The 24,554-nt window shown below is 68.0% G+C and carries 16 protein-coding genes; 6 read left to right on the top strand and 10 right to left on the bottom strand.

The genetic code is table 11. The annotated features are described in order from the left end of the window. Nucleotides 1-96: 96 nt before the first annotated feature. The 3 genes from ccoS to HV793_RS25170 all read right to left on the bottom strand — a co-directional run bounded on the left by ccoS (nt 97) and on the right by HV793_RS25170 (nt 2,596). The gene (gene ccoS / locus HV793_RS25160) at nt 97-258 is read right to left on the bottom strand and encodes a cbb3-type cytochrome oxidase assembly protein CcoS (protein WP_042794347.1); all 162 of its coding nucleotides are present in this window, start codon (nt 256-258) and stop codon (nt 97-99) included. After that, nucleotides 255-1,229, bottom strand: coding sequence for a P-type ATPase actuator domain-containing protein (locus tag HV793_RS25165; protein WP_119449982.1), 975 nt, complete (start codon nt 1,227-1,229; stop codon nt 255-257). Before HV793_RS25165 ends, ccoS begins: the two co-directional genes overlap by 4 nt. A gap of 98 nt (nt 1,230-1,327) precedes the next feature. Then, entirely contained in the window at nt 1,328-2,596 is a 1,269-nt protein-coding gene (locus tag HV793_RS25170; protein ID WP_175181798.1) for an adenosylmethionine--8-amino-7-oxononanoate transaminase, read from the bottom strand. A 145-nt stretch (nt 2,597-2,741) separates the two neighbouring features. Here HV793_RS25170 and HV793_RS25175 point away from each other — a divergent pair, with 145 nt between their 5' ends. From HV793_RS25175 to HV793_RS25195, 5 genes are all read left to right on the top strand, one after another. After that, a complete protein-coding gene (locus HV793_RS25175) occupies nt 2,742-3,929 on the top strand; it encodes an aminotransferase class I/II-fold pyridoxal phosphate-dependent enzyme (RefSeq protein WP_054452865.1) in 1,188 nt (395 codons plus the stop codon). Nucleotides 3,930-3,955: 26 nt separating this feature from the next. Next, entirely contained in the window at nt 3,956-4,612 is a 657-nt protein-coding gene (locus tag HV793_RS25180) for an alpha/beta fold hydrolase (RefSeq protein WP_244958697.1), read from the top strand. After that, nucleotides 4,609-6,045, top strand: a complete 1,437-nt coding sequence (gene bioD, locus HV793_RS25185; RefSeq protein ID WP_175214109.1) for a dethiobiotin synthase — start codon at nt 4,609-4,611, stop codon at nt 6,043-6,045. The genes HV793_RS25180 and bioD overlap by 4 nt, the downstream gene beginning before the upstream one ends. Nucleotides 6,046-6,421: 376 nt before the next feature. Continuing rightward, nucleotides 6,422-10,594, top strand: coding sequence for a hypothetical protein (locus HV793_RS25190; protein WP_175214110.1), 4,173 nt, complete (start codon nt 6,422-6,424; stop codon nt 10,592-10,594). Between the two features lie 9 nt (nt 10,595-10,603). Continuing rightward, the gene (locus HV793_RS25195; RefSeq protein WP_175214111.1) at nt 10,604-15,253 is read left to right on the top strand and encodes a hypothetical protein; all 4,650 of its coding nucleotides are present in this window, start codon (nt 10,604-10,606) and stop codon (nt 15,251-15,253) included. 73 nt (nt 15,254-15,326) lie between these two features. Here the strand turns inward: HV793_RS25195 and aceA are convergent, their stop codons facing one another. Then, nucleotides 15,327-16,646 (bottom strand): isocitrate lyase, encoded by a 1,320-nt coding sequence (gene aceA, locus HV793_RS25200; protein ID WP_042794353.1) that lies wholly within the window; start codon nt 16,644-16,646, stop codon nt 15,327-15,329. A gap of 324 nt (nt 16,647-16,970) precedes the next feature. Here aceA and queF point away from each other — a divergent pair, with 324 nt between their 5' ends. After that, entirely contained in the window at nt 16,971-17,795 is an 825-nt protein-coding gene (queF, locus tag HV793_RS25205) for an NADPH-dependent 7-cyano-7-deazaguanine reductase QueF (protein WP_119449988.1), read from the top strand. A gap of 15 nt (nt 17,796-17,810) precedes the next feature. On the opposite strand, the gene HV793_RS25210 is transcribed toward queF, so the two are convergent. From HV793_RS25210 to acpS, 6 genes are all read right to left on the bottom strand, one after another. Beyond that, nucleotides 17,811-18,812: a cytochrome-c peroxidase gene (locus HV793_RS25210; protein ID WP_054452876.1), complete on the bottom strand. Its 1,002-nt coding sequence runs from the start codon at nt 18,810-18,812 to the stop codon at nt 17,811-17,813. A gap of 111 nt (nt 18,813-18,923) precedes the next feature. After that, nucleotides 18,924-20,228 (bottom strand): MFS transporter, encoded by a 1,305-nt coding sequence (locus tag HV793_RS25215; protein WP_175181793.1) that lies wholly within the window; start codon nt 20,226-20,228, stop codon nt 18,924-18,926. A gap of 201 nt (nt 20,229-20,429) precedes the next feature. Beyond that, complete coding sequence (pgsA, locus tag HV793_RS25220) at nt 20,430-21,002, bottom strand: CDP-diacylglycerol--glycerol-3-phosphate 3-phosphatidyltransferase (RefSeq protein WP_119449989.1); 573 nt, start codon at nt 21,000-21,002, stop codon at nt 20,430-20,432. 178 nt (nt 21,003-21,180) lie between these two features. Then, nucleotides 21,181-23,007: an excinuclease ABC subunit UvrC gene (gene uvrC, locus HV793_RS25225; RefSeq protein WP_054452880.1), complete on the bottom strand. Its 1,827-nt coding sequence runs from the start codon at nt 23,005-23,007 to the stop codon at nt 21,181-21,183. After that, a complete protein-coding gene (gene nagZ / locus HV793_RS25230; protein WP_054452882.1) occupies nt 22,970-24,028 on the bottom strand; it encodes a beta-N-acetylhexosaminidase in 1,059 nt (352 codons plus the stop codon). The genes uvrC and nagZ overlap by 38 nt, the downstream gene beginning before the upstream one ends. A gap of 57 nt (nt 24,029-24,085) precedes the next feature. Then, the gene (gene acpS, locus HV793_RS25235) at nt 24,086-24,517 is read right to left on the bottom strand and encodes a holo-ACP synthase (protein WP_054452884.1); all 432 of its coding nucleotides are present in this window, start codon (nt 24,515-24,517) and stop codon (nt 24,086-24,088) included. Nucleotides 24,518-24,554: the final 37 nt, after the last annotated feature.

Below are 24,554 nucleotides of genomic sequence, written 5' to 3' on the forward strand. Positions count from 1 at the left end.
AAACAAGGCAGCGTTGATCTGGATCAAGCATCTGGTTACACGGCGGGGAACGCGGCGCCGGCGCAACGGGTCCAGGCGCGAAATCAAGCGCGCCGCTCAGCCGCGGCTGGCGGGGCCGCTGTCGTCATCGAGCAGGATGGCGCGGCCGGCGTCATCGGTGTCGTCATACTGGCCGTTGAACACGGCCCACCACAACGACACCCCGATGGCCAGCACGAACAGCAGGGACAGGGGCAGGAGCAGATAGAGGATGGTCATTGCGCCGCTTCCAGCGCGGCGGCGGGCGCGGGCGCGCCAGCCCAGTCGCGGCGGCACAGGCGCCACGAGTTGTAGGCGACCGCCAGCGAGGACACCAGCATGGTGATCGCGGCCAGCCATGGCGTGACCCAGCCGACCAACGCCAGCGGGGTCATCAGCAGGTGCCAGACCACCGATCCGTTCAGGTTCTGGCGAGCGCGGCGGCGCGCCTCGCCCAGCAGTTCGTCCAGCGCCGCATCGGACATGTTGGGATGGGCCGCCAGCGCCGAATGGGCGGAGGCCATGGCGGTGGGCACCGCCATCGACATGGCGCAGGGACAGCTCATCACCAGGAGCGCCACCATCACCGGGATACTGTGCGCCGGATCGATGTAGGCCCAGGCGGCCGCGGCGGCCAGCGCCAGCGCGACCTGGACCATGACGAAGCGCGAGGCCAGCCGGTCGGCGCGCGCGCCCAGTTCCAGGCGCTGCGCCTCCACGCGCTCGTGGCGCAAGCCGCCTGCCGCGCCGCCGAAGGACTGGCGGGCGCACAGTTCCAGGTAGCGCGCGGTCAACAGGAAGGCCACGAACATCGTGACCGAATCGAAGTAGACCTCGCCGCGCCCCGTGTAGGTGGCGTGGACGCTGGGAATGAAGGCGGCGACGATGCCCAGGGCCACCGGCACGTCCATGCCGGCGCGGCCATGGCGCAGGTTGTCGCCGGCGTGGCGCCAGATCGGCCAGGCCGAATACACTACGACCGGCACGGTCAGCGCAAAGCTGGCCCAGTTCATCAGCACGATGGCCCAGTCCAGCGTTTCCAGCGCATCGGCGGGCATGCTTTCATGCCGCAGGTAGCCGGGCCAGGCGAACATCATCACCTGCATCATCGCCAGCCACGCCAGCGACAGGCGCACGAGCGCATGGCGGCGCTGCTGGCGGTCGGCGTCGGACAGGCCGGCCGGGACGGCGAAGATCGATTTTGCTCGCATGCGCCGATGTTACTCAGCGCGTTACAAAGCCGCCTTGATCTGGATCAAGGCGGATCTGGCGGGTTTGCCCCGGCAACGCCGACCGGGCGCGATCCGGCTCAGGGACGCTGGCGGCGCAGCACGTCCACTACCGCCCGCATCAGGCTGGCGAGTTCGCCGTCGGCGATCGTCAACGCCGGCGTCAGGTAGACCACATTGCCGAACGGCCGCACCCACACGCCGGCTTCGACCAGGCGCCGCTTCAGGCCCTCGCGGTCGGCGATGCCGTCCAGTTCCACCACGCCGATCGCGCCCAGCACGCGCACGTCGCGCACCCAGGGCAGCTCGCGGCACGGTTCCAGGCCGGCCGTCAGGCTCGCGGAGATCGCTTGCGCCTGGGCCAGCCGCGGTTCGGTCTCAAAGAGATCCAGCGAGGCGTTGGCTGCGGCGCAGGCCAGCGCATTGCCCATGAAGGTGGGGCCGTGCATCAGCGCGTGCGAAGGATCGTCGGACCAGAACGCCTCGAATACCCGGCTGCTGGCCACCGTGGCGGCCAGCGGCAGGGTGCCTCCGGTCAGCGCCTTGGACAAGGTCACGATGTCCGGCCGGATGCCGGCCTGCTCGAAGGCGAACATGGAGCCAGTGCGGCCGAAGCCGGTGAAGATCTCGTCGAAGATCAGCAGCAGGCCGTGCCGGTCGGCCAAACGGCGCAGACGGCGCAGTACTTCCGGGTCGTGCAGCAGCATGCCGCCCGCGCCCTGAACCAGCGGCTCGACCAGGATGCCGGCCAGCCGCGAGCCATGGGATTCCAGGTGGGCCTCCAGCGCAACCAGCTCCGCTTCGCCGCGCGGCAGGTCGACGATGTCGTGTTCGGCCAGCATGCCGCGGTACAGGCTGTGCATGCCCTCGTCAGGATCGCACACCGCCATGGTGCCGAAGGTGTCGCCGTGATAGCCGCCGCGGAACGCCAGGAAACGGCTGCGGCCGCGTTCGCCCTGGTTGAGCCAGAACTGCAACGCCATCTTCATGGCGACTTCCACCGCCACCGAGCCGGAATCGGTATAGAAGACGCGGTCCAGTCCCGGCCCCAGCATGCCGGCCAGGCGGCGGGCCAGGGTCAGTGCGGGTTCATGGGTCAGTCCGCCGAACATGACGTGCGGCATGGCGTCCAGCTGCGCGCGCACCGCCTGGGCGATGTGCGGGTGGTTGTAGCCGTGGCAGGCCGTCCACCAGGACGCGACGCCGTCGATCAGGCTGCGGCCGTCGGCCAGCTCAAGCCGGCTGCCATGGCTGCGCACCACGGGCAGCGGCGGCGTGGCCGTCTTCATTTGGGCATAGGGTAGCCAGATATGGGGCTGGCCCTGGGCCAACCAGTCGGGCGTGTGCATGATTCACCTCTCGATACCGGCGGCGCGAGCCGGGTCCGCCCGGCGCATCCGGCCGGAACGGGGGCAGCGTCCGCCTCCACTACAATGGCCCGCATTCTACGGCCTGGCGCGGCCTCCCCCTGCCCGGCCGCTGCCGGAAATATAGATGTCCAAGCTGGATCCGCTTTTCTCCTCCGAGCTGGCGCGCGCGGAAGCGCGCCGCGTGCGCCGCCGCCTGCGCACGGCCTCCGCCGCCGCCCCGGGACGCCTCGTCCTCGAGGGCGAGCCGGTCCTGAACTTCTCCAGCAACGATTACCTCGGCCTGTCGCGGCATCCGCTGCTGGTCGAGCGGTCGCGCGAATGGGCAGCCCGCCACGGCGCGGGCGCCCAGGCGTCGCGCCTGGTGACCGGCAACCTGGACCTGCACGAACAGGTGGAAGCCAAGCTGGCCCGGCTGAAAGGCACCGAAGCCGCGCTGCTGCTGGCCTCGGGCTGGCAGGCCAACGCCGCCGTGCTGCCCGCCCTGCTGCGCGCGGCCGCCAGCCAGGGCGAGGTCGAGCTGTATGCCGACAAGCTCAACCACGCCAGCCTGCACCATGGCTGCCAGGCGGCGGGCGTGAAGCAGATCCGCTTCCGGCACAACGACCTGGACCATCTGGAAAGCCTGCTGGCCGCCAGGGCGGACAGCGCGGCCGGCCAGCCCGTATCGCGATTCATCGTCACCGAAAGCGTGTTCAGCATGGACGGCGACCGGACCGACGTGGAACGGCTGGCAACCCTGGCCGACCGCTACCGCGCCTTCGTCTACCTGGACGAAGCGCACGCCACCGGCGTCCTGGGCCCCCGCGGCATGGGGCTGGCAGGGCTGGCGCCCGGCCGCATCGACCTGGCCATGGGCACGTTCAGCAAGGCGCTGGGCGGATTCGGCGCCTACGTCGCCGGTTCGCGCGCGCTGTGCGACTACCTGGTCAACGCCTGCTCGGGCTTCATCTACACGACGGCGCTGCCGCCCGCGGTGCTGGGCGCCATGGACGCGGCACTGGACCTGGTGCCCACGCTGGACGCCGAACGCGCCCGCCTGGCGGCCGCGGGCGACAACCTGCGCGCCGCGCTGCGCGGCATGGGGCTGGACACGGGGGCATCCTCCACCCAGATCGTGCCGGCCATCGTGGGTGACGAAGCCCGCGCCCTGGCGCTGGCCTCGGGACTGGAACAGCGCGGCTTGCTGGCCGTGGCGATCCGCCCGCCCACCGTCCCCGCCGGCACCAGCCGCCTGCGCGTCACGCTGAGCGCCGCGCACCGCGACGTGGACGTGGCGCGGCTGATCGACGGTTTCGCCGCCGCGCTGGCGTGATGGCCGCCGTTCCCATGCAAGCCGGCATGCACCGCCCCACCCTGCTGTTCGTACACGGCTGGGCCTTCGACGCCTCGGTCTGGACGCCGCTGCGCGCCGAACTCGCAGACTGGCCGCAAGCCGCCTTCGACGCGGGCTACTTCGGGCCGGCGCAGGAGCCTGCCATGGCCGGCCCGGTTATCGCCATCGGCCATTCGCTGGGCGTGTTGCGCCTGTTGCGCGAACTGCCGCAAGACTGCCTCGGCCTGGTGTCGATCAACGGCTTCGCCCGCTTTTCCGCCGGCCCCGGATTCGAGGCCGGCGTGGCGCCGCGCGTGCTGGATCGCATGTCCAGGCGCCTGTCCTCCGACCCCGCGGCGGTGCTGGGCGACTTCCGCCAGCGCTGCGGCGACGCGACCGATTTCAGCGAGCCGCAGCTGGCGCCGCTGTCGCGCGACCTGCAAGCCCTGCGCGACGAGGACCGGCGCGAGGCCCTGGCGGCGCTGCCCGTGCCGCTGTTGGTCCTGGCTGGCGCCGACGACCTCATCGTGCCCCCGGCCATGACGCAGGCAGTTTTTGCCGGCAAGGCCGACACGGAGATCCATGAGCGGGCTGGCGGCGGCCACCTGCTGCCGGTGTCGGATGCGCCCTGGTGCGCGGAGCGGATCCGCGCCTTCGTTGCCGGACTGGCGCACGCCGCATGACGCAAGCCCCCCGCAACGCTGGCATCGGCGCGCGCTTTGGCGCCGCCGCCCCCGCCTATGAAAACCACGCGTCCGTCCAGCGGCTGGCAGCCGAGCGGCTGGCCGGCGATATCGCGCTGCTGCCCCTGCCATCCCGCCCGCGCATCCTGGAGATCGGCTGCGGCACCGGCCTGCTGACCCAGGCGCTGGCGCGCCGCATCGGTCCCGCCGACTGGACCGTCACCGACATCGCTGCCGGCATGCTCGCGGCCGCGCAGCGCGGCCCCGCATTGCCAGGCCAGGCCCGCTATCAATTGCTGGACGGCGAGCACCCCGCTGGGCTCGAAGGCGGCTACGACCTGATCTGCTCCAGCCTGGCGGTGCAATGGTTTTCCGACCTGAATGCCGGGCTGGGCCGGCTGGCCGCGCTGCTCGCCCCGGGCGGCTGCCTGGCCGTGGCGACGCTGGCGGACGGCACATTCCAGGAATGGCAGGCCGCCCATGCTGTGGCAGGGCTTGCCGCCGCCACGCCGCGTTACCCGGCCGCCGCCTCCATCCATCCGGACAGGGGCAATCTGGCGGGTGGCGTGCGCAGCGAACGGCTGATACAAAGTCATCCTGACGGGCTGCATTTCCTGCGCGCCCTGAAAGGCATAGGCGCCACCACGCCCGCTCCAGGACGCGCGCCGCTGGGCGCGGCGCAACTGCGGCGGGTGCTGGCGGCGTTTGACGAACAAGGAGCCGGGGTGACCTATCACCTGGCCTACGGTATGTGGAAAAAATCGAACCAGTCCCCCGCCGGCGTTTTCGTGACCGGCACTGATACCGGCATCGGCAAGACCCTGGTGTCCGCGATCCTGGCGCGCGCCTGGAACGCCGACTACTGGAAGCCCGTGCAGACGGGCGTGGCGGAAGAACCCGGCGACACCGAGACCGTGGCGCAACTGGCCGGGCTGCCGCCCGAACGCCTGCACCTGCCCGCCTACGTGCTGCAGGCGCCGCTGTCGCCCTGGGCCGCGGCCACGCTGGAAGACACCATCGTCGACGCCACCAGCATCGTCCCGCCGGCCACGCAGGCGCCGCTGATCGTGGAAGGCGCGGGCGGCCTCTACGTGCCGATCGACGACACCCACATGATGATCGACCTGATCGCCAGGCTGGATATGCCGGTGGTGCTGGCCGCCCGCAGCGGACTGGGCACCATCAACCACACCCTGCTCAGCCTGGAGGCCCTCAAGCGCCGCGGCATTCCGGTTCTGGGCGTGATCATGAGCGGACCGCTTTCGGCGGGCAACAAGGAAGCCATCGAGCGCTTTGGCGACGTCCGCGTGCTGGCCGAGATTCCGCCCTTGGCCCGGGTCGACGCGCAAACCGTCCAGGCCCTGGCCAGCTCCATTCCTCCGCTGGCGGAATGCCTGCAGGCGCTGGGCGGTGCGCCCGCGGTCGCCAGTTGAGATCCTGGCGCGGCCGCGGATGGCGTGATTTCCGGGGCCGTAGCCGTTACGCATTCGTACAAAATAAATTCCGCTGACGGCCACCCGTCCCCCACGCGGACAGGTACCCCCGCAGCACTTCGCGTGGCTGAGGATGGCGGCAAAAGTCTCATGCAAAGCATGAACTTCCCCCGCGTAAGCATGCCTCTCCTACATCTTTCAGCCACATCCGGATTCTCAAGCCGGCGCGGCCGCGGCGACGGCGGCCGCATGCTCGTGCGTTGTTGACTACTAACGCAACACAACGATAATTTTCGCCACATTGGCAGTTCGATTCGCAGGTAGCTGGACGTGCAGGATTTCGTTCCTGGGTTTCCTTATTTGCAGGAGAACTGGCATGGTCACCAGAAGGCTGAACATTCCTGTTTTGGCCCCCAATCCCAACCGTAATTTCTTCGACGGCACCCGCCCCGGCCATGCCGTGCTGCGCCCGGCCGATCTGCTGGCCTTGCGGCTGGAGCTGCGCAACCTGACGGTCGCGCCGGGCCAACCTCCTCGCCTGAAAAAGGCTGGCGACGGGGCCGCCACGCTCATCGTCCACTTCCCGCCGCAGTCGATCAGCGAAGAGACGTTCTTCGAACGTCCGCCTCCCGGCACCGCCAACCAGCCGCCGCCCCGTCCTACGCCGGGCAAGCCGGAACCAGGCGGCGTGGAAGATCCCACCGGTCCGCCGGTGCGCGCGCGCATCGCCGGCGAATCGCGGCTGGCCTTTGACGTTCCCGACGGCTTCGACGTGCCCTACACGCTGGAAGGCGTGCTGGCCGCGATGGAGTCGCTGCCGTTGACCGTGGCCGCCAATGCGCGCCCGCCCGGGCCCAGCGCGCCGCGCCTGAACCTGCGCGATCTGTTCGACACCCGCATCGACAAGCTCTCGCCGGTGCAACGCGCCGCGCTATCGAGCTTCGCGCTGCGCAGCGCACGCATCGCCACGCAGCAGAACGCGCCCGGTGCGCTGTTGCTGCGGCAGGCCGGCGGCGCGCCAGGCCTGCGCGCATTGCGCCTGGGCGGCGGCGCGCCGGTCCGTGAGGTTCAGCGCACCAGCGCCCTGATCGAAATCCTCAGGCGCGGCCCCAAACCCGCGCTGCCCGCCGCGCAGCAGACGGCGATAGAACTGCCGTGGCGGCTGATCCTCAGCCCGCATGCGGACGAACGCTGGCGCCACGCCAAGGCGCCAGCGACTTCCGCCGCCACGCAGCACACCGAGCTCTGGCATACCCAGCTGCTGGCCGCGCAGCCGGAGAACAGCGCAACGGCGCCGCAGGCGGACGATCCCAAGCCGACCCTGCGCGCCATCTGGGCGCTGGGCGGCGAAGGCACGACCAAGCCCATGCAGGCAGCGTTTCCCGTGCCGGCGACGACCTATCTGCCGCAACCGAACACCTCGCCCTTCCGCATGCCGATGGACGATTTCGACCGGTTCCAGATCGCGCACCTGTCGTCGAATTTTTCCGTCGCCAACTACACGCCGCAGCCGGTGGACGCCAAGCTGCTGATGCTGTCCGCGCTGGGCGCCTGGCTGGACTCGCGCGGCAACTGGGACGCGCCCGGGCTGTCGCTGGAAGAATGGACGCATCGCGGCGCCATGGGCCGCGACCACTACGTCCGCGTGGTCTACAAGGGCCTGCTGTTCCCCTTCGGCCACCGCGCTTCGCTGGTGAAGGTCAGCGAACGCAAGTTCCATACGGCCAGGGCGGGTAACCCGGCCTACCTGCGCCAACGCCTGTTCATCATCGTGCGCCAGCGCGAACGCGTGTATGCCGATCCGCAGCTGCAGGCGCGGGACGACTCGGGGAACATGATCTTCCTGCATCGGCAGATGCCATTCTCCAGCGTGCGCATCCTGACCACCGTCACGCCAAGTTTGGATGCCCCGACCTCTCAGGCCAGCAACATCGATGGCCTGGGACAATTGCTGTTCTGGCCGTGCATAGGCGGAACCCCCTTCCGCTTCGCCTGTTCGGCCACCGACATCGATGGCCGCATCGTGCAGTTCGATCTGCCCATGATCTTCATGGACGGCGGCCATGCCTGCCCGCGCAAGCTCAGCGGCCAATGGCTGACGCCGGACTACGTGAACGCGGAGATTTTCGCGAAGCAGACGCGCAAGGCCTGGCGCGATGCCGAATCCGGCCGCCGCACCGCGCAGTTCAAGCAGCAGCGCGTCACGTTCGCCTCCCCGCTCAAGCCCGGCGATACCGCCGCGCAAGCGGAGACGATCGAGTTCGACGGTTTGGTCGATCCGGGCAATACCCAGCTGCGCGCCTACAGCGACTCCTTGAACGGCCCGCTGTTCTATCCCGGCATCAAGCGCGCCGAGATCCGCATCGCCGCGCTGGCTGAACTGACCGGCAGCGACAGCAACAGCGTGCTGAGCTGGAACGACCATTACCTCCGGTTCGGATTCGATTCCGGCAACGTCGGCCAGGTCTTCGGCAACATAGACGCCGAGCCCGGCTATCGCGGCGACGCGGTGCTGAACTTCTCCGCGCAGGGCGACCGAGCGGGCGGCTTCGTCCAGCCGAATCTGCGCCCCACGGCGCTGTCGCGCATGGCGGGTCCGGTCAGCGGCAAGGTCTCGGACTTCGTCGCCGGCAAGATGAGCGGCCCGGATATCTTCCCCAAGGTCATGTCCTCGGACCTGCCCTTTCCGCTGCTGTTCGGCTGCATACCGCTGGGCGACGTGATTGAAGCGGTGTCCAACGCCGCCGGCACGCCGGAGCGGGTGCCGCGCTTCGTATCGGAAGCCTGCTCCCAGCTGGAAAGCCTGGTCAACGAAATGGGCCGGCTCTACGCCCTGGTGGCGGACCTGGCGCAGCAACCAGGCCGTATCGCCGAGGCCGCGTTGCAGGTGTTGAAAGACACCTTGCAGGATCTGCTCGGCCAGGCGCAGGCCTACGCGCAGAACCTGGTGCAGGACGCAAAGGCCCGCGTCAACGATCTGATCGCCGCGCTGGACGCCGTGTGCGCGCAGGTCGCGCTGCTGGCCGGACTGTCCTTCGACGCCGCGCCCGCGCTGCCGGGATTGCCCGCCGTGCTCACCGCCGCGCGCGATGCCGCGCGGGCGTTGAGCACCGCGGCGGACGCGCAGGTGAACGGCGCGCACTTGCCTGATGGCCTGCGGCAATCGCTGCGCCAGGCCGCCAACACCGCCCAGACGCTCCTGGACAGCGTCGGCGTCGTGCCGGCGCTGCTGGTGCAGGGCAAGGCGCTGTACGACGCGCTCGACGCGGTTGTGGGCCACCCCGACCAGCTGGACGACCTGTTCGCCGACGCCGCGACGCTCAGGCCGCGTCTGCAGGCCATCACGGCCGCGGTCGATCCGCTGTCCGGCACCATAGGCGGCGCACGCCTGCTGGAAGGCGCGCCGCGCCAGATCGCGCAGACAGCGCTGCAGGCGGTCAAGCTGGCGGTCGATGCGGTGCTGGCCAGCGCGGAGCTGCTGGAACTGCTGACCGGCGATGAGCTCACCCTTCGCTTCGACTGGAATCCGGTGATCAAGAGCTGGTCGATCAAGCCTGGCGACCCGCCGCTGTTCCGCGTCAACGATACGCATGGCTTTCGCGTGGCGGTGGAAGCGCGTGTGCGCAAGAACGGGCAGAGCGCGCCCAAGATGTCGGTGGTCTGCTCGCTGAAGGACTTCGACCTGGTCCTGATCGCGCCTGCCAGCTTCATGGAGCTGAACTTCGAGAAGATCGAGTTCCGCATCGACACGGCCGCGAAGATGGACGTGGACGTGCTGCTGACAGACATCAAGTTCGTGGGCCCGCTGTCCTTCGTCGAAACGCTGCGCGACCTGATCCCGCTGGACGGATTCTCCGATCCGCCTTATCTGGATATCTCGGCCAAGGGCGTGGACGCCGGCTTCGACCTGGCGCTGCCGGCCGTCGCCATCGGCGTCTTCAATCTGTCCAACCTCAGTCTGGGCGCGGGCTTCACCGTGCCCTTCATCGGCCAGCCCCTGTCCGTGCGCTTCAATTTCTGCACGCGCGAACAGCCTTTCAACCTGTCGGTATGCATGTTCGGCGGCGGCGGGTTTTTCGGCATCACCCTGGATCCCAGCGGCATCCAGCTGATGGAAGCGGCCTTCGAGTTCGGCGCCAGCGTGTCGGTGAATCTGGGCGTGGCCTCCGGCGGCGTGCACGTCATGGCCGGCATCTACTTCCGCATGGAAAAGAACGCCTGCTCGCTGGCCGGCTACTTCCGCATGGGTGGCTGCGTCAGCGTGCTCGGCATCGTCAGCATTTCCATCGAGATCTACCTGGAACTGCGCTACGAGTTCGAAAGCGGCAAATGCGCGGGGCGCGCCACCATCACCGTCGAGATCGAAGTCTTCATGTTCTCGATGAGCGTGTCGCTGTCATGCGAACGCAAGTTCGCCGGGTCCAATGGCGACCCCGGCTTCCGCGACCTGATGGGGCCGCATCCCGACCTGCCGCTGGCGCAGGAACTGGCGCAGATCGACGACAGCAGCGAGTACGCCTGGCGCGAATACGCCGAAGCCTTTGCCTGAGGAACGTCCATGGCCAAGCAAACGATAGTCTGGACCGCGATCCCCAACGGCCGCGTGCCCGCCGGCCCCGACGCCGGCCGGCTGCGCATCTCCATCGTGGCCTCGCCGCGCCTGACGCCGCAGGCCGTCAACGAGCAGCAGTTGCACGCGTTCGCCGACTGGGTCAACTGGCCGCGCACGCTGGAGCGCGTGCGCTTTGCGCTGAACACCGGCGCGGCGGAGATCGAACTGGAGCCGCAGGCGCAGGCCGACGCGGCGCTCTGGGAACGGCTGCTGCCCAAGACCACGCCGGTCGCCGGCTTCGTGTTCCGCGACATGAGCAAGGTCAACCTGTTCTCGTATTCGGTGGCGGGTGTGCTGGGCCTGGCGCGCAAGCACTACGGCAGGCTGGCGGTGCAGGCCACCGGCACGCCGCCCACCCTGCTGCCCTGGCGCGACGCGCATCCGGGCCTGAAGGACATGCTGGGCGACTGCGGCACGCGCACGACCTTCATCTCGCTGGGCGACCGGCGCGTCGAAATGCCGCTGCCTGGCTTCGACCGCTTCTTCGACGACGGCGGCGACGGCGCCGAGCGCGTGCTGCGCTCGCAGGTCTACGGCCCGCACAGCGTCTACGAAGGCCACGCCGCCGCGCCGGGCGTGAACGCCGAAGGCAATCCCCAGCCCGGGGTGAGCTTTCCGCTGCGCGCCCTACCCACCCGCTGGAACGACGGCGGGCTCGCCGGCCCCGACCAGAACCTGATGAAGCTATGGAACTCACAGGCCGAGTACACCCTGTTCCAGGCCAACCGCTTCTATCGCCGCGATCCGCCCACGGCGCAACAGCGCAGCATCCGGCGGCCGGACGGCGAGAACGTACCCGCGCCGCCCGTCCAGCCGGAAATGGATTTCCACGCCATCGTGGCGTCCTACGGCGATTACCCGGCGCTGCTGCGCCAGCTCGGACTGGTCATTGATTGCCTGGTCCCGGCGGGCTCGGCCTTGGAGCAGCAGTTGGCGGCGGCGCCCGCCGCGCAGGGCTATTTCTTCCTGACCCTGCGGTGGGAGGACGGGCACGACGCCGGCGATGACGCCTGCCCTGCCACCGCTTGGACGGGCGACGCGGAACGCTTCACCACGCGTCCGCGAAACCCCGCCGACCATGAGCGCGGCATGCTGAAGCTGCGCCGCGCCGACGACAGCTGGAACCTGTACGAACCCCGCACGCCGTTCGACGTCTACCAGGTCGACGCCGACGGCGCGGCGCTCAAGACTGTGGACTTCGTGCTCAGCGCACAAAATCTGATCGCCAGGAGCCTGGCGCTGGGCGCCGACGGCGCGGTGACCTACACCACCGGCGACAAACAGGGCGTGGCCGCGCTGCGCTCGGGCGGCCTGGGCGTGGCGCGGCGCGGCCGCGCCTGGGAAGTGGCGCAGAACGCGGCGGCCGCGGCCCTGAAGAATGCCGCCCTGTCGGGCGCGCCGGGCAGCATCGTGCTCTATGCCGAGGATCTGCTGCGCGGCTATCGCGTGGATGCGCAAGCGCAGGCTCCAGGCGATTCCCCGAAATGGCGCTCGTTGTGCCAGCGCGCCGGCACCTACCGCTGCACGGACGGCGGCGCGCCGCTGCAATTTCCTGATGACGAGGGCTATGTGAAAGGCGCCTCCACCAGCGGCGGTGAGAATCCGGACGACCAATACCTGCATGAATCCCTGTTCCGCTGGACTGGCTGGAGCCTGGTGGCGCCGCGTCCGGGACGCACCCTGCGCGACCGCGTGGATCCGGACAGCGGCGTGCAGGGCGAAACGCCGGAAGACGTGCAGGACACGGCCACGGAAAAAGGCAACGGCCTGGCGGTCAGCTTCGCGGCGGCCAAGGGCAGCCTGCCGCGCCTGCGCTTCGGCATGCCCTACCGCTTCCGCGCGCGCCTGGTGGACCTGGCCGGCAACAGCCTGGCGCATGACGATCCATCGCTTGAGCGCGACGACAACGCCACCCAGCCGGTCGTCTACTGGCGCTTCGAACCGGTGGATCCGCCCGCACTGGTGCAGCGCGCCCGCCTCAGCGAAGGCGAATCGCTGGAACGCATGGTGATCCGCAGCAATACCGGCATGGACCCGGCGGCCTACCTCGACAGCCCCGATTTCAAGGCTGCACGCCAGGAGGACGCATCCAAGGACTACGCGTATACCGCCATCAATGAACGCCACGTGGTGCCGCCCAAGGCCTCGCAGCTGCAATGCGAAACACACGGCCTGTTCGACGGCATGATGGGCAACCCCGCCAACATCAAGCAGGCCTATGAAATCTCGGCCCGCGACGCGGGCACGCTCTACGACCAGGGGCCAGGCACGGACATAGAACTCGTGACGCCGCAGGCGTTGGACCAGGTCGCCACCACCGCACAGGTGCCGCCGAAAGAGCCCTCGCCCGAGCACCCCACCGGCGAGCGCCTGGCCGCCGGGCAATATGTCATCCACCGCGAAGCCCAGGTGCTCACGCCCTATTTGCCGGACCCCGCTGCGGGCGGCATCGCGCTGCGCGCCCAGCCCGGCCATGCCCTGCCCGGCGTCACGGGACCGAAGGTGCTGGGACCCAGCGCGGTGATCGCGCTGACGCCCGCGCAAGAACTTGTGCTGCTGGTGGCGCATGCGTCCAAGTGGCCGGACACGCTGGGCTTGCGCATCGTACTGGAAGAGCGCCGCGCCACCCTGGCCGATCCGCCCTGCTCGGAGGATTTCCTCGACGACGGACTCCCAAGCTGGGACGAAGCCAAGCGGGTCCTGACCTTCTACCTGCCCAAAGGGCGCATTGCCCGCTTGCGCTATTCCAGTTTTGTGAATCCCGGCCTGGCCAACACCTTCGGCATCCCCGCCTGGGCGAGCAACGAAGGCGAGCGCGCGACGCTGCGCCTGTCGTCCGTGCTGGGCGGCTGCTGGATGGTCACGCCGTACCGCTCGCTGGTGCTGGTCCATGCGACCCAGCAGCCGATCTGCGAGCCCCTGCTGCTGATGGCCGAGGAACCGCAGCGCGGACCTGGCGATGCCCATGCAAACCTGTATGTCCGCGTGCGGTTGCACGGCCCCACCACCGGCAAGGTCGAGATCGAGGCCGACTGGCACGAATGGGTGGATGACCTGCAGAAGCCGCGTCCGGAACGCCAGGCCGGCCATGGCGTGCTGGCGGAGGTCCCCTTGTCCGAAAACTACGCAAACCTCTTCACCCTGAGCAATGTGGTGAAGGAACAACTGAACGCGGACGGCAAGCTGCGCGCGCGCGGCGACCGCCATGAATTCGGCGACACCCGCTTTCGCCTCATCCGCTACCGCCTGCGCGCGGCCACGCGGTTCCGCGAATACCTGCCGCCCTCGCTGTACGCGCAGACGGACAAGGTCACGCGGCTGGGGCCCGTTGCCGACGGCCCGCTGGTGGAAACAGGCGCGGACGATGACCCGGGCGCTCCGGTGCTCAGGCGCGACGGCACGGCGCAGAACACCATCGTGCGCGCCAGCGCGCCGCCGGACGCCCCCGTCCTGACCTACGTCGTGCCGACCTTCCGCTGGGAGGAAACGGCGAGCAACGGCAAGCTGGACGTGACGCGACTCGGCAACGGCCTGCGGGTCTGGCTGGAGCGGCCCTGGTTCTCCTCCGGCGACGGCGAGCTGCTGGGCGTGGTGATCGCGGGCGACGGCCAGAACTTCACCGACATCACCAACCCGCTGACGCCGTTGGTGACGCAATGGGGCATGGATCCGCTCTGGGAGACGCCCCCGCCCAAGCACAAGGCGCGCGTGTCGGACTTCTCGGCGCGCGTCACCGACGAGCAGGTCTATCTGCAGGAAATCCCGGCCCAGCTGGTCCACGTGGTCGGACACCGCGTGCGCTGGAGCGAGGAACGCGCGCGCTGGTATTGCGACATCGAGCTCGATCCCGGCCGGACCTACATGCCCTTCGTGCGCCTGGCGCTGGCGCGCTATCAGCCCAACGCCATCGGTTCGGCCAAGCTGTCGCGGGTGGTGCAGGCCGAGTTCTCCCAGGTGCTGCCGCGCCGCCGCGCGGTGTTCGAGGTCAAACGCGGCCGGCTGGCGTTCAGCCTGCGCGGCGTGGTGCCCAAGCATGGACCCATGAAGTTCCCGCTGGACTCCGAGTACCTGAACATCTCCTTCATCCCTGGCATAGGCCAGACCGCCGAAAGCGGCCGCAACCGCGTAGAGCTGGTGCTGCAGACGCGCGACCCGGCGCTGGACAGCGACCTGGCCTGGAGCGACGCCGCCGTGCTGGCGTCGGGCCTGCTGGACCCGTCCGGGCCGGCGCCCCAGCCGCCCGGCCCGATACCTGGCCCCATACTCATAGACCGCATGCGCGAACTGCCCATCCTGGAAACCGCCACGCCCGCGACGCTGGCCGATCTATCGCGCCTGGGCAACGTGGCGGTCGGCCCGGTGGTGCGTTTTCCGCCGGTACTGGAGGGGCCTCTGCTGGGCGAACTGTTGGACCCGGTCATCTGGTCCGCCAGCGTCACGCTGCCCGACCGCGGCGGCAAGCCCGCGCGCATCGCGGTGCGCGAGTATGAACGCTATTACACCGACAACGCCGTGCCCGAACGGCGCGCCGGCGCCATCCAGCAGCGTCGCGTGGTGGAGGAAAGGCTGGTGTATTCGGCGTTCTTCGGGCTCTAAAAAAAAGGGTGCCCGAAGGCACCCGAATCCACCCTACAACAGCAACTACAACTGCATAACTCTCCTGCGGTGCTTACGCGGCCTTCTGTTCCTTGCCGTGTTCGAACTGCGCTTCCTCCGTCGAACCGGTCAGCGCGGTGGTCGAGGACTGGCCGCCTTCGATGGTCTGCGTCACGGCGTCGAAGTAGCCGGTGCCGACCTCGCGCTGGTGCTTCACGGCGGTGAAGCCCATTTCAGCGGCGGCGAACTCCTTCTGCTGCAGTTCGACGAAGGCGCTCATCTGGCGGCGGGCGTAGCCGTGGGCCAGTTCGAACATGCCGTAGTTCAGCGCGTGGAAGCCGGCCAGCGTGATGAACTGGAACTTGTAGCCCATGGCGCCCAGCTCGCGCTGGAACTTGGCGATGGTGCCGTCGTCCAGGTTCTTCTTCCAGTTGAACGAGGGCGAGCAGTTGTAGGCCAGCAGCTTGCCCGGGAACTGGCGATGGATGGCCTCGGCGAACTTGCGGGCGTATTCCAGGTTGGGCGTGGACGTTTCGCACCAGATCAGGTCGGCGTACGGCGCATAGGCCAGGCCGCGCGAGATGGCCTGGTCGATGCCGGCCTTGGTGCGGAAGAAGCCTTCGACGGTGCGCTCGCCGGTGATGAAGGGACGGTCGTTCTCGTCGACGTCGCTGGTCACCAGGTCGGCCGCGTCAGCGTCGGTGCGGGCCAGCAGCACGGTGGGCGTGCCCATCGTGTCGGCCGCCAGGCGCGCCGACACCAGCTTGGCGACGGCCTCGCGGGTCGGGACCAGCACCTTGCCGCCCATGTGGCCGCACTTCTTGACCGAAGCCAGCTGGTCTTCGAAGTGCACGCCCGAAGCACCGGCCTCGATCATCGCCTTCATCAGTTCGAACGCATTCAGCACGCCGCCGAAGCCGGCTTCGGCGTCCGCCACGATCGGGGCGAAGAAATCGATGTAGCCTTCGTCGCCCGGATTCTTGCCTTCCATCCACTGGATCTGGTCGCAGCGGGTCAGCGAATTGTTGATGCGGCGGACCACTTGCGGCACCGAATTGGCGGGGTACAGCGACTGGTCGGGATACATCTCGCCGGCCAGGTTGGCGTCGCCGGCAACTTGCCAGCCGGACAGGTAGATCGCCTTCAAGCCGGCCTTGACCTGCTGCATGGCCTGGTTGCCGGTCAGGGCGCCCAGCGAATTCACGAAAGGCTCGCTATGCAGCAATTCCCACAGGCGGGTGGCGCCACGGCGCGCCAGCGTGTGTTCCACGCCGATGGAGCCGCGCAGGCGGATGACGTCCTCGGCGCTGTAGTCGCGCTTGATGCCTTGCCAACGGGCGTTTTCAGCCCAGTCCTTCTGCAGATTGCGGATTTCGGTTTCGCGGTTGCTCATGTTGATGCTCCTGGTCAGTGATGGGAAGACTTCAAAAGATTCGCGTCCTGCGTTGCGTGAATCGTTGGACAAAGTCTATGCCTCTGCTGCGGAGCAATGTGGACTGATGTCTTATAGAAGACGAAAAATATTATTCTTATAAATCAATAAATTACAAACTTGATTTCGTATTGCGGAACGCAATTATCATCTGTGAAATGGGCTCCCGCTGCTGCGCAGCAGTGGCTTTCACATGACGAAGGTTACATTTCACAATGTGGAAAATCGGCCTTTTTTTCGACCGCCTACAATGCGTTCATTCTTCAAGTTTCCGATGACTCCGCTATGACGCTGTCCCACGGCCCGCTGGGCCAGAGCGTGGCCTACGCCTCGCAATACGACCCCTCCCTGCTCTTCCCCATCGCGCGTTCGCACAATCGCGCGGCGCTGAACCTGGAAGCCGGCAAGCTGCCCTTTACCGGCGTGGACCTGTGGAATGCCTATGAGCTGTCCTGGCTGGACGCCAAGGGCAAGCCGCGCGTGGCCATGGCCACCTTCTCGGTGCCGGCCGACAGCCCCAACATCATCGAGTCCAAGTCCTTCAAGCTCTATCTGAACTCGTTCAACCAGACCCGCCTGGTCAATTCGGCCGCCCTGCGCGGTCGCCTGGAGCGCGACCTGAGCGCCGCCGCCGGCGCGCCGGTGGGGCTGGATTTCTTCCTGCCGCAGCGCTTCTCCGAATTGCAGATGGGCGAAATGGATGGCGTCTATATAGACAAGCTGGATATCGAAATCGATACCTACGAGCCCGCCCCCGAAGTGCTGCGCACCCGCGCGGGCGACGTGGTCGAGGAAACGCTGGCGTCGCGCCTGTTGAAATCGAACTGCCCCGTCACGGGCCAGCCCGACTGGGCCAGCGTGCAGGTCCGCTACCGTGGCGCGCCCATAGACCGCGAGTCGCTGCTGCGCTACGTGATCTCGTTCCGCCAGCACGCGGAATTCCACGAGCATTGCGTGGAACGCATTTTCAGCGACATCATGCAGGCCTGCCGGCCGGAGCAACTGACGGTCTACGCGCGCTATACGCGCCGCGGCGGGCTGGACATCAACCCCTGGCGCAGCAATTTCGAAGCCGGGCCGCCGGCGGACGTGCGTACCGTCCGCCAGTAGGCGCCGGAAACCGCGTTACTTCACAAAAGGCTCAGGCCGCGGCGTATCGTCCGCCGACGGCGGCAACACCGGGTACTGGATCGCCGGCTGATCGCCCGTCAGGGTCTTCAGGAACGCCACGATCTGCGCGTTCTCATCGGGCGTGAAGGTCCGGCCCAGCTGCAACCGGCCCATCACGTCCACGGCCTGCGTCAAGGTAGCTGCCTCGCCATCATGGAAGTACGGATAGGTCAGCGCCACGTTGCGCAGCGTCGGCACCTTGAAGTTGAAGCGGTCGGCGTCCTTGCCCGTCACCGCCGCGCGGCCCTCGGCCTTGTTCTCGGTGACGTAGGGCGTGACCAGGCCCATCTTCTGGAACGAATTGCCGCCCACCGCCACGCCGTTGTGGCAGGCCACGCAGCCGCTGTTCTTGAATAGTTCGTAGCCGGCCAGCTCGCGCACCGTCAGCGCCTTCTGGTCGCCGCGCAGCCACTGGTCGAAGCGCGAATTGGGCGTCACCAGCGTTTCCTCGAACGCGGCCAGGGCGCCGGTGACCTCGTCGATGGTGATGTCGTCTTTGCCGAAGACCTGCTTGAATTCCGCCCGGTAGCCGGGAATGGAATTCAGCACCTGCACCGCTAGTTCGTGAGTGGACGCCATCTCCATGGGATTGGCGATGGGGCCGCCCGCCTGCTCGCGCAAGTCCTTGGCCCGGCCGTCCCAGAACTGGGCGATGTTCAGGCTGGAGTTGAGCACCGTCGGCGAATTGATCGAGCCCTGCTGCCACTTGTGCCCGATCGAGGCCTTGAGATTGTCCGAACCGCCCATGCCCAGGTTGTGGCAGGAATTACAGGAAATCGCGCCGGAACGGGACAGGCGCGGATCGAAGAAGAGCTTTTTGCCCAGTTCGACCTTGGCCGGCTCCTTGATGACCGCCGGCTCCACCGGCTGTATCGGTTCCTGCGAAGCCGCCTGGGCCAGACCCATCCAACTGCCCAAGGCGACCCCGGCCGCCAGCAACGCGCTTGCCCTTCTCATTTCGCTTCTCCTGTGAATAACCTTTGTCCTATAAAGGTCATTACATCAGAGGGAAACGGGTCGAACCTTGCGCCGGGTCAAACGGTCGGGCCCGTGCAGGGCCCGCCATGATCAGGAACGCACAGCCGCCGAAGCCGCAGCGGCGGGTTCCGCACGCCGCGCCTGCACTGCGATCCATTGCGCCAGGAAGGCGGCGGCAGCGAATGCCACGCCCGCGCCCACCCAGGGGCCCTGCCGCAGCCCGGCGTCCAGCAGCAGGCCGAAGGCCAGCGGCCCCAGGGCCGAGCCCACGTCCATGCCGGAGTACACCAGTCCGTAGACCGAGCCGGTGGAACCCTTGGGCGTGACGCGGCGGATCAGCATGTCGCGCGACGGCGCCGCGACGCCGGAGCAGAAGCCCGCCAGGGCCACCACCGGTGCGGCCATCACAGCCGGCACCAAACCCAGCGCCAGCACCACCAGCGTCAGGCCCGCCAGGATCAGGGCCACCATCACGGTGCGTTCGGTGCGCGGATTGGCCGACACCAGAAAGCCGCCCGCGGCCATGCCGACGGCCGAAGCCACCATGTAGCCGGACAGCGCCGAACTGGCCGCGACCTTGGACAGGTCGTACAGCTGGCCCAGCAAGGGGATGGTGTAGTTCTGCACCGAGGACAGCGCAATGGAGGTGCAGGCGAAGAACAGGAACGCGCCCCACAGCGCCGGCTTGGACAAGAGCGTGGTCAGCGTCGTCAGCACGCTTTCCTGCGGCTTTGCCGCGGGCTTGGGAGCGGCCTTGCCGGCTTCCACGTCCGCGTGGCCTTCCAGCGGCGACGGGCCGCCGATCAGATCGCGACCCAGAATCGTCAACAACAGCACCAAGGCCACCAGCCCGGCGGCGCTATAGGCCGCTACGCGCCAGTCTGCGAGCAAGGTGATGCTGGTCATGAAAACCGGGGTAAGCGCCCAGCCCAGATTGCCCGTCAGCCCGTGCGTGGAGAAGGCATGCCCCAGGCGCGGCGCGGAAATGCGATGGTTGATGATGGAATAGTCGGCCGGGTGGAAAACCGAATTGCCGATGCCGCCCACCACAGCCGCCGCCACCAGCATGGCGTAGCCGTTGGCCGATCCGATCAGCACGCCGGACAACACGAAGCACGCCAGCCCGAACCACAGCACCGGCCGCGCGCCGATGCGGTCCACCACGAAGCCCGAGGACGCCTGGCCGATGCCGGAAACCACATAGAACGTGGACACCAGCAGCCCAAGGCGGGCGAAGTCCAGGCCGAACTCGTTGCCCAGCGAGACATAGAGCGAGGGCAGGACCAGTTGGAAGAAGTGGGAGGAAGCGTGGGCCACCCCGATCAGCAGAATGATCTTCCAGTCGCGCCGGCGGGCGGCGGCGTCCAGGGCCAGGGTATTCGCAGCGGTGTTCATTGCAGGTGGCCGCGGTCAGCGGCAGGTGGCGCGGCGCCGATGCGGCGGTGCGCGGGTTGTCTCCGGCAACGTCCGGATGTTTCGGGCGTTGGACTCTAGGCGCCGTCCCGGACACGCCGGCGGATCGCTCTTGGTATGTAACGGCGGCCGCCTTGCGCGAGCCGTGCCGCCGCTCTGTCAAACAAAAATACGGACTCTGGACTACATGGCCTTTTCGCGGATGGCGGGCCACGCGCGCTGCAGGTAATACAGCATCGACCACACCGTCAGCACCGCCGCCACGATGATCAGCACATCGCCCAGCAGGCGCGAGCTGACGCCGTAGATCGGCTGGTTGTACAGTAGGCACGGAATCGCCACCATTTGCGCGGCCGTCTTGAACTTGCCCAGCCGGTGCACCGCCACGCTGGCGCTGGCGCCGATCTTGGCCATCCATTCGCGCAGCGCGGAAATCGTGATTTCACGGCCGATGATGATCAGGGAAATAAAGGCGTCGACGCGGCTGAGGTCCAGCAGGACGATCAGGGCCGCGCAGACCATCAGCTTGTCGGCGACCGGATCCAGGAAGGCCCCGAACGCCGAGGTCTGGTTCCAGCGGCGGGCCAGCCAGCCATCGAACCAGTCGGTCAGCGCCGCAATAATGAAAGCCCAGGCGGCGAAAGTGTCGCGCACAGGGACCGACATCCAGCTTTCGGGCAGGTAGAACAGCCCGACCACCAGCGGAATCATGGCGATGCGCAGCCATGTCAGGATAATGGGTACATTAATTGGCATAGTGTCCGTATGCTAACAGTAAGACGCCCCCCCCGAAGCGCCGGAGGCGCTTCCCCCCCAGGGGGGCGCCGCTGCGGACCGGCGGAGCCGGATCCGCGCGGCCCGGCGGGCGCTCCGCCGGTTGCTGCGTCTGTAACCGAGCAGAGGGTGAGTAACCGCCGGCATTTATGCATGGCGGCTACCGCAGGGCTTCATAGATGCGGATCGCCAGGTCTTGGGAGATGCCGTCGACCGAGGCCAGGTCTTCGATGCTGGCCGAAGCCACGCCGGAGAAGCCGCCGAAACGGGCCAGCAGGCGCTGGCGGCGGCGGGCGCCGATGCCTTCGATTTCTTCCAGGCGAGAAACGTTGCGGGCCTTGGCGCGGCGGGCGCGCATGCCGGTGATGGCGAAGCGGTGCGCCTCGTCGCGCACTTGGGCGATCAGCATCAGCGCGGCGGATTCGCCGCCCAGCGCCACCGGCGGGCGGGCGTCGGCGAACACCAGGGTCTCCAGGCCGACCTTGCGCCCTTCCCCCTTGGCCACGCCTACCAACGTCTGGATATCCAGGCCCAGTTCCACGAACACCTGGCGGGCGACTTCCACCTGGCCCTTGCCGCCGTCGATCAGCACCAGGCCGGGCATGGGCGCCTCGCCGTCCGCCACCTTGGCGAAGCGGCGGCTCAGTACCTGGCGCATCGCGGCGTAATCGTCGCCCGGCGTGATGCCGGCGATGTTGTAGCGGCGGTACAGCGACGGCTGCATGTCGTGGTGTTCGAACACCACGCAGGACGCCTGGGTTGCTTCGCCCGCCGTGTGGCTGATGTCGAAGCATTCGATGCGCAACGCGTCGAGCGCGGCTTCGTCCGTGTCCAGGTCCAGCGCCTCGGCCAGCGCCAGTGTCCGGGCGGCGCGGGCACCGGACTCGGTCAAGGCGCGGGCCAAGGCCATTTCGGCGTTCTTGGCCGCCTGCTCCAGCCAGGCGCGGCGCGCGCCTTGCGGACGCGTCAGCACCCGCGACGGGCGTCCGCCCGCCTGTTCCACCAACAGGCCGATCAGGTCAGGATCCGGCAAGGCGTGCGAACAGACCAGCACCGGCGGCATGGCATTGTCGGTGTAGTGCTGGGCCACGAAGGCTTCCAGCACCTGCGGCGCGGCCTCGCCCTCGGCATGCGTGGGAAAGAATGGCTTGTCGCCCAGATGGCGGCCGCCCCGCACCATGGCCAGATTGACGCAGACCTTGCCGCCCGCGATCGCCACCGCAATGATGTCGGTGTCCTCGCCGCTGACGTTTTCCATGGTCTGCTGGTGCAATACGCGCGCCAGCGACCCCATCTGGTCGCGCAGCGCCGCCGCTTCCTCGAAGCGCAGTTCGCTGGCCGCCTGCTGCATCCGGCTTTCGATTTCGCCCATCACCTCCTTGGCTTCCCCGTTGAGGAAGCGCACGGCGCGCTGCACGTCGCGCTCGTAGTCGGCGGCTTCGATCGCGCCGACGCAGGGCGCCGAGCAGCGCCCGATCTGATGCAGCAGACAGGGTCGCGAACGGTTGGCGAAGACCGAGTCCTCACAGGTCCGCAGGCGGAATACCTTCTGCAGGATCTGGATGGTCTCGCGCACGGCCCAGGCATTGGGGAACGGCCCGAAGTACTGCCCGCGCTTGTTGGTGGCGCCGCGGTAATAGGCAATGCGCGGCCATTCGTGGCCGGTGATCAGCAGGTAGGGATAAGACTTGTCGTCGCGGAACAGGATGTTGTAGCGCGGCTTCAGGGTCTTGATGAGGTTGTTTTCGAGGATCAGCGCTTCCGCTTCGGAGCGCGTCACCGTCACCTCCAGCCGCGCCACCTTCGCCACCATCTGGGCGATGCGGGGGCTGGCCAGGTTCTTCTGGAAATACGACGAGACGCGCTTCTTCAGGTCGCGCGCCTTGCCGACATACATGACCTCTCCGGCCGCATCCAGATGCCGGTACACGCCCGGCAGATGCGGCAGGTCAGCCAGGAACGATTTGAGATTGAAGTCGTCGGGCATTCTGATAACGGCTTTCAGCCTGCAAGGTATCCCAGTCCGGCGCGTCAAAGCGCGGCATCAGGCGGCGGATGCGCGCCACGGACTCGGGCGCGTGCTCGAACTTCAGGCGTTCGAGCAATTCGTCCGCCAGGTCCGGCCGGTTGCATACGAGCACCATGTCGCAGCCGGCGCCCAGCGCCGCGTTGGCACGGTCCAGGATGTCGCCCGCGACCGAGGCGCCTTCCATGGTCAGGTCGTCCGAGAACACCACTCCATCGTAGCCCAGGCGGGTGCGCAGGATGTCCTGCACCCAGCGCTTGGAGAAGCCGGCCGGGTGCTTGTCGACCTTGGGATAGATCACGTGCGCAGGCATCACCGACGGCAGCACTGCGTCGCCCAGCCAGGCGTACGGCGCGGCATCGTCCTGCAGGATCTTGTCCAGCGGACGCGGGTCCACCGGGATCTCGTGGTGCGAATCCGCCTCCACGAAACCATGGCCGGGGAAATGCTTGCCGCAGGCCGACATGCCCGCCAGCTGCAAGCCCTGGATCAGCGCGCGCGACAGCATCGTGACCACGCGCGGGTCCTGGTGGAAGGCGCGGGTGCCGATCACCTTGCTGACGCCGTAGTCCAGGTCCAGCACCGGCGTGAAGCTCATGTCCACGCCGCAGGCGCGCAGCTCGGCGGCCAGCACGTAGCCGGCTTCGGTCGCAAGGCGCATGGCCTGCAGCGGATCGCGGTCCCACAACGCGCCCAGGTCGCGCATGGCGGGAAGCGCCGTGAAGCCGTCGTCGCGGAAGCGCTGCACACGGCCGCCTTCGTGGTCCACCAGGATCAAGAGCGGCTCCTTGCGAGCCTTGTGGATCTGGCGCGTCAGCTCGGTCAGTTGCTTGCGGCTTTCAAAGTTGCGCGCAAACAGGATCACGCCGCCCACCAGCGGATGGCGCAGGCGCTTCTTCTCCGCCTTCGTCAGCGAGTGTCCCGCCACATCGACCATCACGGGGCCGGGCGGCAGGACCGCCCTGGATTTCTTCTTGGCCATGTCAGGCTGTCCTTCTGTCTAAGTCTGGCAAGCCGGCGGCAGACACGAGTCCGCCGATCAGGGCTTGCGTTCGACCACCACGTAAGCGGCGGCCATGTCGGATTCGTCGGTAATGGAAACGTGGGCCGCACCAAAGCGCTGCTCGTACCATTGCAGCAGTTCGGGCGCGATCACCAGCACGGGACGCCCGCCGGGCGCGTTCAGCGTCTGCACGCGCCGCCACGTCATGGGCATGCGCATGCCCAGGCCTATGGCCTTGGAAAACGCCTCCTTGGCCGCGAAGCGCGTAGCCAGGAAACGCAGGCCGCGCACCGGGTCGCGGGCGCGGCGCGCGTGGAACTTCTGCAGTTCTTCGACGCCCAGGATCTTTTCGGCAAAACGGTCGCCGTGGCGCGCCAGCGCGCGCTCGATGCGGTCGATGCGCAGCAGGTCCATGCCGATGCCGGCAATGGCGCCTGCGGGCGCAGCGGGGCGGGAGGCGTCAGACATGGGAATCAGCGCGCGGCCGCAGGAAAAAACGGGATAC

Origin of the sequence: Achromobacter aegrifaciens (assembly GCF_902859965.1) — a bacterium.
Classification (GTDB): domain Bacteria; phylum Pseudomonadota; class Gammaproteobacteria; order Burkholderiales; family Burkholderiaceae_B; genus Achromobacter; species Achromobacter aegrifaciens.